This is a genomic window from Xylanimonas oleitrophica, from assembly GCF_003244315.1.
Lineage (GTDB): Bacteria > Actinomycetota > Actinomycetes > Actinomycetales > Cellulomonadaceae > Xylanimonas_A > Xylanimonas_A oleitrophica.
Genome location: NZ_QKWH01000002.1, coordinates 167,332 through 182,663, shown reverse-complemented (window position 1 = coordinate 182,663; position 15,332 = coordinate 167,332). Strand labels below are relative to the sequence as shown.

General features: G+C 74.6%; 14 protein-coding genes. 2 read left to right on the top strand and 12 right to left on the bottom strand.

Going from position 1 to position 15,332, the window contains the following annotated elements; genetic code table 11:
• Positions 1 to 160: 160 nt before the first annotated feature.
• The 4 genes from DNL40_RS04750 to DNL40_RS04735 all read right to left on the bottom strand — a co-directional run bounded on the left by DNL40_RS04750 (position 161) and on the right by DNL40_RS04735 (position 5,907).
• Positions 161 to 1,561, bottom strand: a complete 1,401-nt coding sequence (locus DNL40_RS04750) for a resuscitation-promoting factor (RefSeq protein WP_245885666.1) — start codon at positions 1,559 to 1,561, stop codon at positions 161 to 163.
• Entirely contained in the window at positions 1,558 to 2,496 is a 939-nt protein-coding gene (locus tag DNL40_RS04745) for a TatD family hydrolase (RefSeq protein WP_111250086.1), read from the bottom strand. The genes DNL40_RS04750 and DNL40_RS04745 overlap by 4 nt, the downstream gene beginning before the upstream one ends.
• A 73-nt stretch (positions 2,497 to 2,569) precedes the next feature.
• Complete coding sequence (gene metG, locus DNL40_RS04740; RefSeq protein WP_111250085.1) at positions 2,570 to 4,354, bottom strand: methionine--tRNA ligase; 1,785 nt, start codon at positions 4,352 to 4,354, stop codon at positions 2,570 to 2,572.
• Between the two features lie 65 nt (positions 4,355 to 4,419).
• On the bottom strand, positions 4,420 to 5,907 hold the full coding sequence (locus DNL40_RS04735) for a PQQ-dependent sugar dehydrogenase (protein WP_111250084.1): 1,488 nt from the start codon (positions 5,905 to 5,907) through the stop codon (positions 4,420 to 4,422).
• 123 nt (positions 5,908 to 6,030) lie between these two features.
• Between DNL40_RS04735 and DNL40_RS04730 the strand changes: the two genes are divergently transcribed.
• On the top strand, positions 6,031 to 6,630 hold the full coding sequence (locus DNL40_RS04730; protein WP_111250083.1) for an isochorismatase family protein: 600 nt from the start codon (positions 6,031 to 6,033) through the stop codon (positions 6,628 to 6,630).
• A gap of 27 nt (positions 6,631 to 6,657) precedes the next feature.
• Here the strand turns inward: DNL40_RS04730 and rsmI are convergent, their stop codons facing one another.
• A complete protein-coding gene (rsmI, locus tag DNL40_RS04725; RefSeq protein WP_111250082.1) occupies positions 6,658 to 7,560 on the bottom strand; it encodes a 16S rRNA (cytidine(1402)-2'-O)-methyltransferase in 903 nt (300 codons plus the stop codon).
• 35 nt (positions 7,561 to 7,595) lie between these two features.
• Between rsmI and DNL40_RS04720 the strand changes: the two genes are divergently transcribed.
• The gene (locus DNL40_RS04720; RefSeq protein WP_245885665.1) at positions 7,596 to 9,359 is read left to right on the top strand and encodes a dolichyl-phosphate-mannose--protein mannosyltransferase; all 1,764 of its coding nucleotides are present in this window, start codon (positions 7,596 to 7,598) and stop codon (positions 9,357 to 9,359) included.
• A 64-nt stretch (positions 9,360 to 9,423) separates the two neighbouring features.
• Here the strand turns inward: DNL40_RS04720 and DNL40_RS04715 are convergent, their stop codons facing one another.
• From DNL40_RS04715 to DNL40_RS04685, 7 genes are all read right to left on the bottom strand, one after another.
• Positions 9,424 to 11,001 carry a family 20 glycosylhydrolase gene (locus DNL40_RS04715; protein ID WP_245885664.1) on the bottom strand — a complete coding sequence of 526 codons (1,578 nt, stop codon included), beginning with the start codon at positions 10,999 to 11,001 and terminating at the stop codon, positions 9,424 to 9,426.
• Complete coding sequence (locus DNL40_RS16350) at positions 10,998 to 12,548, bottom strand: hypothetical protein (RefSeq protein ID WP_179950938.1); 1,551 nt, start codon at positions 12,546 to 12,548, stop codon at positions 10,998 to 11,000. The genes DNL40_RS04715 and DNL40_RS16350 overlap by 4 nt, the downstream gene beginning before the upstream one ends.
• A gap of 91 nt (positions 12,549 to 12,639) precedes the next feature.
• Positions 12,640 to 12,822 carry a hypothetical protein gene (locus tag DNL40_RS04705; protein ID WP_111250081.1) on the bottom strand — a complete coding sequence of 61 codons (183 nt, stop codon included), beginning with the start codon at positions 12,820 to 12,822 and terminating at the stop codon, positions 12,640 to 12,642.
• A gap of 13 nt (positions 12,823 to 12,835) precedes the next feature.
• Positions 12,836 to 13,093: a hypothetical protein gene (locus DNL40_RS04700; protein WP_111250080.1), complete on the bottom strand. Its 258-nt coding sequence runs from the start codon at positions 13,091 to 13,093 to the stop codon at positions 12,836 to 12,838.
• Positions 13,090 to 13,743, bottom strand: coding sequence for a DsbA family oxidoreductase (locus tag DNL40_RS04695; RefSeq protein WP_111250079.1), 654 nt, complete (start codon positions 13,741 to 13,743; stop codon positions 13,090 to 13,092). Before DNL40_RS04695 ends, DNL40_RS04700 begins: the two co-directional genes overlap by 4 nt.
• A gap of 118 nt (positions 13,744 to 13,861) precedes the next feature.
• Positions 13,862 to 14,311 carry an SRPBCC family protein gene (locus tag DNL40_RS04690; RefSeq protein WP_111250078.1) on the bottom strand — a complete coding sequence of 150 codons (450 nt, stop codon included), beginning with the start codon at positions 14,309 to 14,311 and terminating at the stop codon, positions 13,862 to 13,864.
• 66 nt (positions 14,312 to 14,377) lie between these two features.
• Positions 14,378 to 15,319, bottom strand: a complete 942-nt coding sequence (locus tag DNL40_RS04685) for a GlxA family transcriptional regulator (protein ID WP_111250263.1) — start codon at positions 15,317 to 15,319, stop codon at positions 14,378 to 14,380.
• Positions 15,320 to 15,332: the final 13 nt, after the last annotated feature.

Here is a 15,332-nt window from a genome sequence, read left to right as displayed (position 1 = left end):
CCAGATCGGTCGCCGCCCACCCGGTCGGGGGAGCGTGGGGCAGAACATTCCTGCAGGCGACCGTAACCTCGCCGTTATCTGACGCCAACTGCTGGACCCGGCGTTTCGCCGTACCCGCCCCACGTTGTCCGGAAATGTCACCGGGCGAATCTGCCCCGTCTCAGTACCAGCCGCGCTCCATCGAGTGCGCCCACGCCCCGCACGGCGTGCCGTACCGGCCGGAGATGTACCCCAGACCCCAGCGGATCTGGGTCACCGGGTTCGTGCGCCAGTCGGCCCCCGCCGACGCCATCTTCGAGCCCGGCAGCGCCTGCGGGATGCCGTACGCGCTCGACGACGGGTTCGCCGCGTTCACGCGCCAGTTCGACTCCTTGGTCCACAGCCGGTCCAGGCACGCGAACTGGTCGTCGCCCCAGCCGCGCTCGGCCAGCAGGGCGCGCGCCGCCGCCTTCGCCGAGCCCGGGTCCACACGGATCTTGGCCGGGTCCATGGTGCCCACCACGATCACCTCGTCGCGCGGCTCGCGCGTCACGGTGCGCTCCACCACGGTGCGCTCCACCTCCGCGCCGTCGAGCGCCCTGGTCTCGTACGTGGTCACCGCCTGCCCGGGGCGGCCCGTGGTGCGCACCTGCCGGTAGCCCTGCGGCAGGTTCGGCTCCTCGATGGTGCGCGTCTCGAACGGCAGCACCTCGGTCACCGTGTCCGAACCGGTCGAGCCCCGCGACACCAGCACCACCATGCCGTCCACCGCGGCGGCCTGCAGGGGCACCGACGTGGCGTCCTGCTCCCCCAGCGCGATCCCGGAGTCGGTGAGCAGCTCGCCCACGGTGGCGCGCGTGGTGCGGATCGGCAGCACCACGCCGTCGACCACCACGTTGACCGTCTTGCGCGTGGAGACGCGCACGGGCTCGCGGCCCAGCGTCTCGGAGCGCGACGCCGAGGCCACGGCGCCGTCCCCGCGCGAGCCCAGCGCCGCCACGAGGTCCCCCACCGTGAGCGCCGTCGTCTGGAACGTCGAGGTCTGCCCGTCCACCTCCAGGGTCACCGTCCGCGTCGAGCGCACCACGATCGTGTCGCCGTCGCCGACGCGCGCGTCCATCGCGGGAGTCACCTCGTCGCCGTGCTCCACCGGCACGCCCTGGAACGCCAGCAGGTCCGCCACCGTGCGGCCGTACGCGGACACGTGGCGCACCACGCCGTCGTCGTCGATGATCACGGCCTTGTGCGCGTCGTTCAGCGCCACCGTGGACCCCACCAGCGCGAGCACGACGACGCCGTGCAGCACCCGCCGCAGCCGCCCCTCGGGCGCCGCGGCACGGCGGCCGCCGACAGCGCGGGCGCCGGAGGTGCGACCGCCGGACGACGACCCGGCGCTGGAGGACCTGTGGGAGGCGGACCTGGCGGACGCACGACCGCCCGCAAGGCCCTCGGGAGACTCAGCCGCGCGGCCGCCGTGCCGCGGGGCGGGCGCGGCGTACCGGCGGCCCTTGCCGCCCGCGTGCGTCCCGCGTCCCGTCCGTGCCACGAGCACCAGACCGTAGCGGGTCAGCAGCCCTCTCACCAGGGGCCATAGACGCGCTCGGCGTTCGCGGAGACCGCCCGGCACAGGTCTTCGAGCGCGACCTGGCGCACCTGCGCCATCGCCCGCACCGTGTGCGCCACCGCGTAGGGGGCGTTCGGCTGCCCCCGGAACGGGTGCGGCGTCAGGTACGGCGCGTCCGTCTCCGCGAGCACCAGCTCGAGCGGCACCGCGCGCAACGCTGCCCGCAGGTGGTCGTTCGCCTTGTAGGTGACCGGGCCCGCGAAGGAGAGGTACCAGCCGTGCTCCGCACACAGGCGGGCCATCTCCTCGTCGCCCGAGAAGCAGTGGAAGACGGTGCGCTCCGGGGCCCCGTCCGCCAGCAGCACCTCGATCACCTCGGCGTGGGCGTCACGGTCGTGGATCTGCAGGGCCAGGCCCAGCTCCTTGGCCAGCGCCACGTGCGCGCGGAACGACTCGCGCTGCACGGCCGCCCCCCGCGGGCCGGACCGGAACAGGTCCATGCCCGTCTCACCGATCGCCCGGACCCGCTCGTTGCCGCGCGCGATCCGCGCGATCTCCGCGATCGCGTCGTCCAGGGGCACCTGGTGGTGCTCGGCGCGCTCGTACGTCATGCCGTCCGGCCCGACGTCGTGCGCGTCCGCGTGCAGCACCGCCTCGTTCGGGTGGATCGCGACGGCGCCGAGCAGGGCGCCCCGCACGTCCCGCGCCCCGTCGGCGGGAGCCTCCCGCAGCAGCGCGTCCGTCCACCGCGCCGAGGGCAGGTCGCAGCCCACCTGCACCATGCGGTCCACCCCCGCCGCGGCCGCCCGCGCCACGTGCTCGGCCACCGTGGGCGCCACCACGTCGTCCGGCAGCACGCCGGCGATCGACTCCAGGTGCGTGTGGTCGTCCACCACCGGCACCGGCAGCGGCTCCGGGTCCACGGGGAAACCCCGCTCGCGCGTGCGCGCCATCTCGCTCCTCACGCGTCAGGACCAGCGCACGCCACGGCGTGCGCTGGTCCTGACGACCTCGTCGGGGGCCTCGTCAGGCCTTCTCGCGCAGGCGCTCGAGCTCCTCCTCGACGATCGAGTCGTCGAGCTTGGTGAACACCGGCGTCGGCTTGTCGATCGGGGTGCCCGGCGTGACGGGCCGCGACTCCCAGGCCGGGAACGCGTAGTCACCCGTGATGACCGGGTAGTGGCGCGAGTCGTCGTCGAGGTCGGTGACCTCGTCGATGCGCGGCTGCGGGGCGAACGTGCCCGTCCCGCCCAGCACCTCGTGCACCGTCTGCGCCGAGTGCGGCAGGAACGGCGAGAGGAGCGTGTTGCAGTCGCTCACCGCCTGCGTCACCGTGTGCAGCACCGTGCCCAGGCGCTCCGGGTCGGTCTTGAGCTTCCACGGCTCCGTCTCCGACACGTAGCGGTTGACGTCCCCGACCACCCGCATGGCCTCGGCGATCGCGGCCCGCTGACGGTGCGACTCGATGAGCCGGCCCACCTCGGCGAACCCCGCCTGCGTCGTGGCCAGCACAGCACGGTCGACGTCGGTCAGCTCGCCCGGCGTCGGGATCTGGCCGAAGTTCTTGTGCACCATGCTCGCCGTGCGGTTGACCAGGTTCCCCCAGCCGGCCACCAGCTCGTCGTTGGTGCGGCGCAGGAACCCGTCCCAGGTGAAGTCGACGTCCTGCGTCTCCGGACCGGCAGCGGCCACGTAGTAGCGGAACGCGTCCGGCTGGTAGCGCGCCAGCATGTCGCGCACGTAGATGACCACGCCGCGCGAGGACGAGAACTTCTGGCCCTCCACGTTCAGGAACTCCGAGCTGACCACCTCGGTCGGCAGCTGCAGCGAGCCGTACGGGCCCGGAGCCCCGCCCTTGGTCCCCTTGCCGTCGTAGCCCAGCAGCTCGGCCGGCCAGATCTGGGAGTGGAACGTGATGTTGTCCTTGCCCATGAAGTAGAACGAGCGCGCGTTCTCCTCGGTCCACCACTGCTTCCACGCGTCCGGGTCACCGGTGCGGCGGGCCCACTCGATCGACGCCGACAGGTAGCCGATGACGGCGTCGAACCAGACGTACAGCCGCTTGGTCGAGTTCTCCTCCCAGCCGGGCAGCGGCACCGGGATGCCCCAGTCGATGTCACGCGTCATGGCCCGGGGGCGTACGTCGTCGAGCAGGTTGAGGCTGAACTTCAGCACGTTGGGGCGCCAGCCCTCGCGGCCGCGCAGCCAGTCCCCCAGCGCGTCGACGAACGCGGGCAGGTCGAGGAAGAAGTGGTTCGACTCGACGAACTTGGGCGTCTCGCCGTTGATGCGGCTGCGCGGGTTCTTCAGGTCGATCGGGTCGAGCTGGTTGCCGCAGTTGTCGCACTGGTCGCCGCGAGCCCCGTCGTACCCGCAGATCGGGCAGGTGCCCTCGATGAAGCGGTCCGGCAGGGTGCGGCCGGTGGACGGCGAGATGGCCCCCATGGTCGTCTTCTCGACCATGTAGCCGTTCTTGTGCACCGTGCGGAACATCTCCTGCACCACGGCGTAGTGGTTGCGCGTCGTGGTGCGGGTGAACAGGTCGTAGGTCAGGCCGAGAGACGTGAGGTCCTCGACGATGACCCGGTTGTAGCGGTCCGCCAGCTCCTGCGGCGTGACGCCCTCCTGCTCGGCCTGCACGAGGATCGGGGTGCCGTGCTCGTCGGTGCCCGAGACCATGAGCACGTCATGACCTGCCATCCGCATGTGCCGGCTGAAGACGTCGGAGGGAACGCCGAAGCCGGCGACGTGGCCGATGTGCCGCGGGCCGTTGGCGTAGGGCCACGCCACGGCCGAGAGGATGTGGGTCATGGTCCCCGATCCTACGGGCCCCGACCGGGGCCGCGAGGCCGTCTCGGCAGGCGTGCGACCCCCGCTCAGGACGGGGCGAGCGTGACGTGCAGCAGGCGGTCGTCGTCGGCTCCCGGCGCCCCGCGGCCGTCGGTGTTGCTGGTCAGCACCCACAGCGACCCGTCCGGGTCCGCGACGACGGCGCGCAGCCGCCCGGCGGCGGTGAGCAGCTCCTGCGGCTCACCCAGCCGCACCTCCTCGCCGGCGGTGGCGCCGTCCGTGCCGAGCAGCGGCACCCGCCACAGCCGCTCGCCGCGCAGCGCCGCCAGGTACACGCCCTCTGCGGTCACGGCCAGGCCCGACGGCGACGCGTCGGCCGGCGGCCACGTCACGAGCGGGTCCACGAACCCGTCCACCACCGGCGGCCCGCCCGGGTAGGCGGGCTCCACCTCGCCGTCGGCCGCTCCCTCGACGTCGGGCCAGCCGTAGTTGCCGCCGGGCACCACCTGGTTGAGCTCGTCCCAGGCGGCCGCACCGAACTCGCTGGCGAGCATGCGCCCGGCGGGGTCCCAGCCGAGGCCCTGGACGTTGCGGTGCCCCAGGCTCCACACGGGCGAGCCGTCGAACGGGTTGCCGGGTGCGGGCTCCCCGGTGCCCGTGACGCGCAGCACCTTGCCCGCCAGGGAGCCCAGGTCCTGCGCGCTCTCCCGGTCTCCGGCGTCGCCCGTGGCCACGTACAGGTGACCGTCCGGGCCGAACGCCACCTGCCCGCCGTCGTGCGACGACCCGGTGGGGATGCCCTCGACCACCGGCGTCAGCGCACCGAGGGTGGGTGTGCTGCCGACGTCGAGCACACCGCGCAGCACCGCGTTGTCGTCGGCGCCCGTGCGGTAGACGTAGACCGCCACGCGGTCGGCGGGCGAGCCGCCGTCGCGCGCCTCCGGCACGGCGCCGTCACGCGTCTGCGGCGCGGTGTCGTCGCGCGCCTGCGGCACGGTGTCGTCGCGCGCCTGCGGCACGGTGTCGTCGCGCGCCTGCGGCACGGTGTCGCCGCCGGCGGGCGTGCGGCCGACGGCGTCGGCCGGCGTCGGCGCGACGGCCACGCCGAGCAGCCCGCCCTCGCCCCTGGCCACCGTCTGCTCGGCCAGCTCGTCCGCCCCCGGGCCCGTCACCTCGTCCACGCTGCCCGAGGCCGGGTCCACCACCACGAGCCGGCCCTCGTCGCGCAGACTCACCAGCAGGGAGCCACCCGGCAGACGGGCGAGGCCCCAGGGTGTCGTCAGGCCCGTCGCCACCGTCCGGACCTGCGCGGTCACCGCGCCCTCGTGCGCCTCGGGCACCCCACCCGCGGGCGCCTCGGGCTGGGCGGACGGCGGCGCCGTCTGCGCGGGCGGGGAGATCGGCGGCGTCACCCGCTCCCCGGCCTCTCCCCCGGCACCGCACGCCGCCAGCACCAGGGACAGCACCACGGGCAGCACGACCGTCGGCGCGGCGGGCGGACGGTGGCACCGGCGGCGGGGCCAGCGGCGGCGGGGCCAGCGGCGGTCGGGCGTCCGGGACGCGGCGTGCTCCATCACCCCATCCTGCCCGGGGCGTCACGCCCCGGACCACCCGGCCCGGCCCGTGGGCCACGCCACCTCGGCGAGCGCCCGGGCGCGGGCTAGGCTCGAACGCACCCGAGAGCACGGAGGACGACCATGCCGCGCGAGACCCCTGTCCAGCCCACCCGGCGTGCCCTGCTGGTGGTCGACGTCCAGCCCACGTTCTGCGAGGGCGGCGAGCTCGCCGTGGAGGGCGGCGACCAGGTCGCCGCCGACGTCGCCGAGTACGTGCGGGGGCACCGCCACCGGTACGCCGCCGTCGTCACCACGCAGGACTGGCACGTGGACCCGGGCCCGCACTTCAGCGACGAGCCGGACTACGTGGACAGCTGGCCGCCGCACGGCATCGCCGGGACCCCGAACGCCGAGCTGCACCCCGCTCTGGCGGACCTGCGGCCGGACGCGTCGGTCAAGAAGGGCCAGTACGCGCACGGCTACTCGGGCTTCGAGGGCGTGGACGAGCAGGGCCGGCCGCTGGTGCAGGTGCTGCGCGACGCCGGGGTCGAGGCCGTGGACGTGGTGGGGCTGGTGGAGTCGCACTGCGTCAAGCACACGGCGATCGACGCCGTGGCCGCCGGGTTCTCTGCCCGGGTGCTCACCGACCTGACGATCCCCGTCTCGGCCGAGCAGGGTGTGACCGCCCGGGCCGAGCTGCGGGAGGCGGGCGTGGAGCTGGCGGACAGCGCCGCCGTCTGACCCGACGGCGCACGCTCGCCGCGTCGACTATCCCTGCCGTGCGGCGAGCGCGGCGTTGTACAGGTCGCGCCGGGAGACGCCGGCGGCCGCGGCGACGTCCGCCGCGGCCTCCTTGAGCCGCTCCCCCGCAGCGACGCGCTCGAGGACCTCGTCCACCAGCGACTCGGCGCTGGGCGCCTCGACGGGCGGCGCGCCACCGACGACGACGCAGATCTCGCCGCGCAGGCCGTCACCGGCCTCGGCGCGCGCGGCGACGTCGGCCGCGAGCGTGCCCAGCGGGCCGCGCAGCACCTCCTCGTACGTCTTGGTCAGCTCTCGGCACACGGCGGCGGGCCGGTCGGTGCCGAACGCCTGCGCCATCGCCTCCAGCGTGGCCGCGATGCGGTGCGGCGCCTCGAAGAACACCATCGTGCGCGGCTCGGCGGCCAGCGCCGCCAGCGCCCGGGCGCGCTCGCCGGGCTTGCGCGGCGCGAACCCCTCGAACGTGAACCGGTCCGTGGGCAGGCCCGCGAGGGCGAGCGCGGTCAGCACCGCCGACGGCCCGGGCGCCGTGGTGACGCGCAGGTCGCGCTCGACGGCACGGGCCACCACGCGGAAGCCCGGGTCGGAGACGGTGGGCATGCCGGCGTCGGTGACGACGACGACGGTGCCGCCGCCGTCGACCACGTCGAGCAGCTCGTCCGCTCGGGCCGCCTCGTTGTGCTCGTGGGAGGACACGACGCGGCCGCGGACGGTGACGCCGAGGCGGTCCGCGAGGGCGTGCAGACGGCGGGTGTCCTCGGCGGCGACGACGTCGGCGGTCGCGAGCAGGCGGCGCAGGCGCGGGGAGGCGTCCTCGACGTTGCCGATCGGGGTCGCGGCCAGCACGAGCGCGCCCGCCTCCGCACCGGCGCCAGGGACGTCGTCGAGGTCACCGGGGTGGGAGGTCATGGTGCCTACGATCCCACGGCCCCTACGATGCCCGGGTGACCGACGCCTCCCGGGACGCCCGCGCCAGCGCCGAGCCCGTACCCGTCAGCGCCGAGTCCCCTCTCGTGGGCGCTCCGCCGCCCGTGCGGGCCCGCCACCTGGGCGAGCTGCGGGCCGAGCAGCCCCTGTTCGCCCCGACGTCGGCGCACCCGCTGGAGCTGCTGCCCACACGCGACCGGCTGCTGCGCACCCTCCTGGGCCACCGCCGGGTGGTGCTGGGCCGCTCCGACCACGACCAGGTGTGGGGCTGGCTCGGAACCGTCGTGGTGGTGCTGGTCGCCGCGGCGGTGCGGCTGTGGCAGCTCGGGCGCCCCCACACCCTGGTGTTCGACGAGACGTACTACGTCAAGGACGCCTACACGCTGTGGAACCTGGGTTTCGAGGCGCAGTGGCCGCCGGAGCCCAACCCGGCGTTCGAGGCCGGGCAGGTCGACACCTACCTGGACCAGGCCGCGTACGTGGTGCACCCGCAGGTGGGCAAGTGGCTGATCGCGCTGGGCATCCAGCTCGGCGGCGGGGCGGAGAGCTCCACGGCCTGGCGCCTGGCGAGCGCCGTGGCCGGCATCGTGGCGGTGTTCCTCCTGATCCGCATCGCACGGCGGCTGTTCGCCTCCACGGCGATGGGCCTCGTCGCAGGGCTGCTGCTGGCAGTGGACGGCGAGGCGATCGTGCACTCGCGCACCGCCCTGCTCGACCAGTTCCTCATGCTGTTCGTGCTGATCGCGTTCGGCTGCCTGCTCATGGACCGGGAGTGGGCACGCCGGCGCCTGGCCGAACGGGTCGCCGCGATCGTCGACGCCGGCGTGGCCGGCACCGGCCGCACCTCGTTGCTGTACGGCCCACGGCTCGGGTTCCGCTGGTGGCGCCTGGCCGCCGGGGTGTCGCTCGGCCTGGCCTGCGGCGTCAAGTGGTCGGGCGTGTACTTCCTCGCGGTGTTCGGGATCCTCACCGTCGCGTGGGACATGGCGGCGCGCCGCTCCGCGGGCGTGAGGCGCTGGTGGGAGGACTCCCTGCTCGCCGACGGCGTGCCGGCCTTCCTGCAGATGGTGCCCACCGCCGTGGTCGTGTACGTGGCGAGCTGGTGGTCGTGGTTCGCCACCCCCGGGGCGTACATGCGCCAGTGGGCGGCGCAGAACCCCGGCCAGGGCGTCACCTGGCTGCCGGAGGCGCTGCGCTCGTTCACCCACTACCACGCGGAGATGTGGCGGTTCCACACCACTCTCGACTCCGACCACGCCTACAAGGCCAGCCCGATCGGCTGGATCGTCCAGTGGCGGCCCACGTCGTTCTACTGGCAGAGCGACGACCCGGGCGTGGGCGACTGCCCGGTCACTGCGACCAGCAGGTGCGCGGCCGCGATCACCTCGCTCGGCAACCCGCTGCTGTGGTGGCTGGCCGCCCTGGCCATCGTGGCCGTCGTCGTGCTGGGCGTGACGCGCCGCGACTGGCGGGCCGTGGCCGTCCTGTCCGGGACGGTCGCGGGCTGGCTGCCGTGGTTCCAGTACCTGGACCGCACCGTGTTCACCTTCTACTCGATCGTGTTCACGCCCTGGGTGGTGCTCACCCTCGTGTACGTCGGGGTGATAGCCCTTGAGCACACCGAGCGCCGGCCGCGACGGCACCGCACCGTGATCCTGGTGATCGGCCTCGTGGTGGCGGCGATCTGCGCCGTCTCCGCGGCGTTCTACCCGCTGTGGACGGCGGAGCAGGTCTCGTTCGACTACTGGCGCAACGTGGTGCGCCTGCCCTCCTGGGTGTAGACGGCCCGGGTGCAGGCGGCGCGCCACCCGCCCCGCCCCGCGTCAGGGCCAGTTCAGGGCCAGTTCAGGGCCAGTCGACCTGCGGGGTGGGGTGGAACGACCAGCCCTGGGTCCGCCAGCCGGGGGCGTGGGTGGCCACACGCACCCGGAACGACTCCCAGTCGCGGCCCGACGGCGTGGTCCACGCGAGCTCGGCCACCGCGGGCAGCCGCGGCAGCAGCATGGAGAACAGCTCGTCCTGCGTGGTGAGCGTCTCCGTCCAGACGGCGGCCGAGACCCCCTCGACGGCGTCGGCCGGTACCCCGGGCACGGCTTCGGCCGGCTCCCAGTCGTAGGCGTCGCGCAGCTCCACGTGCCCGGCCCACTCGAGGCCCAGCGGGTGCTCGGGTGTGTACTTCATGTCCAGGTAGGCGTTCGACCCGGGCGAGGCCACGAACCGGGCCCCGGCCTCGGCGGCACGCGTGAACGGCTCCACGCCCGTCTCCACCTTGGGGTCCCAGAACTGCAGCACCGTGCCCGGCTCGATCCCGGCCCGCGCGGCCTCCTGCCACGCCACAGGCGTCTTGCCCGCCTCACGGACGACGCGCTGGGCGAGGTCCATGATCGCGGAGTACTCCGCGACGTCGAGCTGGGGGGCCTCGTCGCCGCCCACGTGCACCCAGGGGCCCTGGGTCATCGCTGCCACGTCACCGAGCACGTCGCGCAGGAACGGCTCGGTGGCAGGGTTGTCGGCCCACAGCCGCGAGAAGCCCACCTCGATGCCCCCGTACGCGTCGGTGGGCACGCCGTCGGGCGTCAGCTCCCCGTACGCGTGGGTGGCGGCGTTCGTGTGGCCCGGCAGGTCGATCTCCGGGACCACGGTCACGAAGCGCCGCGCGGCGTACTCCTGCAGCTCGCGGAACTCGTCCACCGTCAGGTACCCGCGCTCCCCGGCGGGCAGCTCGCCGCCCACCTGGGTGCGGCCGCCCCGCTCGGTCAGCGCGGGGCGCGAGGGGATCTCGATCCGCCAGCCCTGGTCGTCGGTCAGGTGCAGGTGCAGCACCCTCAGCTTGTACGCCCCGGCCAGGTCGACGACCCGGCGCAGCACCGCAGGGCCGAACCAGTGCCGCACGACGTCGACCGACAGGCCCCGCCACGGGTAGCGCGGCGCGTCGCGCACCACCACCGCCGGCACCGAGCCGTCCGCGGTGACGAGCTGGCGCAGCGTGCGGACCCCGTGCAGCAGGCCCACCGGCTGGGGCGCCGCGACGACGACGCCTTCCGGGCTCACGGTCAGCGTGTATCGCTCGTCGCTCGTCGCGGCCCCACCGGCGCGCACGCCGTCGGGAGCACCGGCGCCATGCCCTGCCGCCGCCCCAGGGCCGGCGTCGTCCGTCAGGCGCAGCACCAGCGGCAGCACGCCGGGCGCCTCCTGGCTCCCGCCCGACGCAGGCTGGTCCCCGCCTGACCGGACCGTGATCCCCGCGGGCTCGAGCAGCTCGGCGACGAGCGGCGACCATCCGACCGGCGGGTCACCGGCCGCCGAGACGTCGAGACGCACGGCCTGCAGCGCCAGCGGCTCACCGCCCTGCGGCTCCACCGACACGGGCCAGGGCACCAGGCCCAGCACCGGCGAGGTCGGGCCTCCGGTCGCGCCGCTCACCGGCGGGACCGCAGCTCGTCGGCGTCGATCACGGCCACCTGGGGCCGGGCCACGAGCTCGTCCGCGTCCTGCACCGCCGAGTCGAGGTCGCTCACGGCCAGCAACGTCTGGGGCAGCGCCGACTTGGTCACCATCCCCGCAAGGTAGTCGACCGTGGCCTGCAGCTCGGCGACCGGCACGCTGCCGCCCTTGACGACGCCGGCGCCCGAGCGGCGCTGCTCGGGGTGCACCAGCACGCCCACGCCCCCACGGGCCAGCAGCGGCGCCAGCGCGCGGACCTGGTCGTCGAGCGCGACCGCCCCGCCCTCGAGCTCCAGCACCACGTACCGACCCTCCTGCTGGGCTGCCGCGACCACCGGCTCGAGGTCTTCGACGGCCTCGGCCCGCAGGTACTGACCGTCGGGGCCGGGGGCCGTCTGCCGTGCGGAGGCGCGCAGCACCAGGGTCGGCACCACCGGGGCGTCCGCGGCGCCCGCACCGGGCGCCGTCTCGCCGAGGGAGTCGGTGGCGGCGAGCGTCTGCTGCGTGGTGCGGCCCAGCCGGGTGGCGACGGCGTCGAAGCGGGCCGGCAGCAACCGCTGGGTGCCGGTGGGCAGCTGCTGGCCCTTCTCCGCGGCCCGCACCTGCCAGGTGAACCGGTCGGCGTCGTCGAACGACGGGCCCACGCCGATGACCGTCAGCGCCTGGGCGTCGTGGATCATCTGCACCGCCTCGGCGCTGGCACCGGGATCGCCGCCCGGCACCGCGTACAGGACGGCGCCGGCCGCGCGCAGCGTCGCGAGCGCCGCCTCCTGGCCCGGCTGCGGGTCGACGAGCGCGAGCACCTCGGTCAGCAGCTCCGGGTCGCGCACCGCCGGCGCCGCCTCCGCGAGCTCTTCCCGCAGCGCGCTCAGGCGCCGGGGGTCGAGGGTGCCGACGGCGTCGTCGGCGACGACACCGGGCGCGGCCTGCTCACCCGCGGCGGCGTCGCCGGCCGTCCCGGCCGCGCCCTCGGCTCCACCGCCGGGCTCGCTGCGCAGGACGGCGTCCGGGTCGAGCCGGACCACGTGCAGACCCGCCCGCTCGGCCACCACCTGCGCCGCGGCGGCGAGGTCCTCGACGGGCTCCTGGGCCCCGGTCATCGCCGGGTCCTGCGCCGGGAGCTCCTCGACGTCCTCGCCCACCACGACGGCAGCCTGCGCACCGAGCCGCTTGGCCTCGACGGCCGGCGCGGTGTCCGAATCGGAGTGGACCAGCAGCGCCGGCGCGTTCAGGGCGGTCGCCACGGCGGCGAGCGCCGGGGCCGCCGACTCGTCGCCGGCGGTGGCCAGCACGACGACGGGGGCACGGTCGAAGAGGAGCTGGCTGGTGGTGACGGCCAGCTCGCCCGGGTCGCCGGAGGGCAGGGTGAGCGAGTGGATCCCCAGCTCACGCACCTGGAGCGCGGGGCTGCCGGAAGGGTCGGGGCTCGCGTCGGCAGACGAGGGAGCACAGCCGCTGGCCAGCGCCACGACGATCACCGTGGGGATCAGGGCAGCACGGACGAATCGGTCTTTCCGGAGATCCACGGCACCCATACTGTCGTATCACCCGCTCCCGGGTCGATGCCTGGCACCCGACGAACATCACTCTGCACCAGACGTGCACGGCTCGCCGGTCTCAGGCGTCGGCCCACTCCAGGTCCAGGTCCTCGATCCAGACGCCGGTGAGGTCGGCGACGAGCGCACGCACCTCGGGGTCGAGCTGAGCCCACTCGGCCACCTCGACCGTGCCGCCGTCGAGCCCTTCGACGTCGGCCCGCCAGCCTGCCGCGAGCCGTGTCACGCGCACCGTGTACTGCATGGCCCGAGCGTAGTCAGGCCGTGCCGTCAAGGCCGTCAGAGCCGTCAGAGCCGTCAGAGCCAGCGGCCCCGCCAGCGCCCGAGGTGCCCGAGGTGCTCCTCGTCGCCGTGCGTCCGGCCTCCGCCGGGGCGTCCAGCAGCGAGCGCCGGGCTGCGCCGTCGGCCGCGGGCGCGAGGGCCGCGCCGGGCACGAAGCACACGTCGCCCTCGCAGACGACGCCGGAACCTCCGAGCATGGTCAGGCCCGGCAGGGCCTGCGGCGCGCCGCTCACGCGACGCCCTGCCTCTCGGCGGCGACCTGGGCCAGCACCTGGGCGAACGTCGCGGGCTCCTGGGCGCCGGAGACGCCGTACTTCCCGTCGAACACGTAGAAGGGCACCCCGTTGATGCCGTAGGCGGCGGCCTGCTGCACGTCGGCCTTGACGTCGGCGGTGTACGTGCCGGCCTCGAGCGCCGCCACGACGTCGTCGCGGTCGAACCCCATGCCGGCGGCGAGGTCGGCGAGGTCCTGGACCCGCCCCACGTGGCCGCCGTCGACGAAGTAGGCCTTGAGCAGCGCCTCCTTCATCTCCGCCTGCCGGCCGTGGGCCTTGGCGTAGTGGATGAGCTCGTGCGCCTTGACGGTGTTGGTCTGGTGCATGTGCGCGTAGTCGTACTCCAGGCCCACCGAGGCGGCGATGTCCGTGACCTGCTGGATCATCTGCTCGACCTGCGGCATGGGCAGACCCTTGCGCTCGGCCAGGAACTGGGCGGGCGTGCCCTCGTAGTCCACCGGGGTGTCGGGCGAGAGCTCGAAGGAGTGGAACTCCACCTCGACCTCGCCGTCGAACGCCGCCACGGCCGCCTCGAACCGGCGCTTGCCGATGTAGCACCACGGGCACTGCACGTCGGACCAGATGTCCACCTTCACGGGGTCGCTCATGTGCGCGTCAACCTCGTGCCGTGCGGCACTGTTCCCGGCACTGTTCCCAGCGTGGCGGCCCGGAGCGCGCGAGGCCCCGGCCGGCGGGTGCCGGCCGGGGCCCGTGGCGCACGGGCGGTCAGCTCACGTCGCCACGCCAGGCGCCGGTCTCGACGCCGCGCTTCTCGATGAACTCCTTGAACCGCTCGAGGTCGCCGGCCACGCGGCGGTCGTCGAGCTGCAGGGCGCTGCCCACGGCCTCGACGGCACCCTCGGGCGACCACTCGATCTGCACCGTGACGCGGGTCTGGGAGTCGCCGAGCTTGTGGAACGTGACCACGCCGGCGTGATCCGGTCCGCTGGTGCTGTTCCAGGCGACCCGCTCGTCGGGGTGCTGCTCGGTGATCTCGGCGTCGAACTCACGCTCGACCCCGCCGATCTTGGTCTTCCAGCGGGTGTGCGTCGGGTCCAGCTGCTGGATCTCCTCGACGCCCTCCATGAACTGGGGGAACTGCTCGAACTGCGTCCACTGGTCGTACGCGGTGCGCACCGGGACGTCCACGTCGATCGACTTGGTCACGCTGGCCATGGGGTCTCCTTCCGTCGGCGACCACCTCACCGTGACCCGCGTCCGTGCCGCTCGCAGGGCGAGACGTCAGCCGCCGGCGAACGCCGCGCGGTACTCCCGCGGGCTGACCCCCACCAGCCGCCGGAACTGCACCCGGAAGTTGCTGACGCTGGGGAACCCGGCCTGCCGGGCGACCCGCTCGACGCCGTGGTCGGTGCTCTCCAGCAGCTCCTGCGCGTGCCGCACCCGCACGCCGGTGAGCCACTCGACGGGGCTCTGGCCCGTCTCGGCGTGGAAGCGCCGGTTGAGCGTGCGCACGCTGGTGCGGGCGGCCCGGGCGAGGTCCTCCAGCGTGAGGTCCCGGTGGGCGTTCTGCTCGATCCAGTCGAGCACGGGCTCCAGGGAGCCGGACGCTCGGCCGGGGGTGTTGCGCACGATGTAGCGGGCCTGCCCGCCGCTGCGGTGCAGGGGCGCGACGGCGAGCCGGGACGCGTAGGCGGCGACGGCGGCGCCGTGGTCGCGCCGCACCATGTGGAGGCACAGGTCGATGCCGGCCGAGGCGCCGCCGGAGGTCAGCACCTGCCCCTCGTCCACCACGAGGCGGTCCGGCTCGACACGGACGGCGGGGAACCGGCGGGCGAGCTCGTCAGCGGCGCGCCAGTGCGTGGTGGCCCGCCGCCCGTCGAGCAGCCCGGCCTCGGCGAGCGTGAAGGCGCCGACGCAGACGGAGGCGACACGGGTGCCGTCGGCCGCCACCCTCCGCAGCGCGTCCAGCACCGCGGGCGGGCTCGGCACGCCCGGGTCGTTGCGGCCGGGGACGACGACGGTGTCCGCGTGCTCCAGCGCCTCGAGCCCGACGTCGGTGGCCAGCCGCAGCGGCCCGGCCTGCACCTGCGGCTCGGTCCCGCAGACGACCACGCGGTAGGCGGGGCGGCCGTCGGGCAGGTACGTGCGCCCGAACGTCTCGACGGCGGTGGCCAGATCGAAGGCGATCGTGTCGGGGAGGGCGACGACGGCGACGGTGAGCATCTTCCGCATGTTA

Coding starts and splice junctions, on each gene's coding strand:
- DNL40_RS04745 (WP_111250086.1), bottom strand. CDS start 2,496: ATGGCGCGCACGCGCGAGCGGGGTTTCCCCGTGGACCCGGAGCCGCTG.
- metG (WP_111250085.1), bottom strand. CDS start 4,354: ATGACCCACATCCTCTCGGCCGTGGCGTGGCCCTACGCCAACGGCCCG.
- DNL40_RS04695 (WP_111250079.1), bottom strand. CDS start 13,743: ATGAGCGACCCCGTGAAGGTGGACATCTGGTCCGACGTGCAGTGCCCG.
- DNL40_RS04690 (WP_111250078.1), bottom strand. CDS start 14,311: ATGGCCAGCGTGACCAAGTCGATCGACGTGGACGTCCCGGTGCGCACC.
- DNL40_RS04685 (WP_111250263.1), bottom strand. CDS start 15,319: ATGCTCACCGTCGCCGTCGTCGCCCTCCCCGACACGATCGCCTTCGAT.
- rsmI (WP_111250082.1), bottom strand. CDS start 7,560: ATGACCTCCCACCCCGGTGACCTCGACGACGTCCCTGGCGCCGGTGCG.
- DNL40_RS04735 (WP_111250084.1), bottom strand. CDS start 5,907: ATGGAGCACGCCGCGTCCCGGACGCCCGACCGCCGCTGGCCCCGCCGC.
- DNL40_RS04730 (WP_111250083.1), top strand. CDS start 6,031: ATGCCGCGCGAGACCCCTGTCCAGCCCACCCGGCGTGCCCTGCTGGTG.
- DNL40_RS04705 (WP_111250081.1), bottom strand. CDS start 12,822: ATGCAGTACACGGTGCGCGTGACACGGCTCGCGGCAGGCTGGCGGGCC.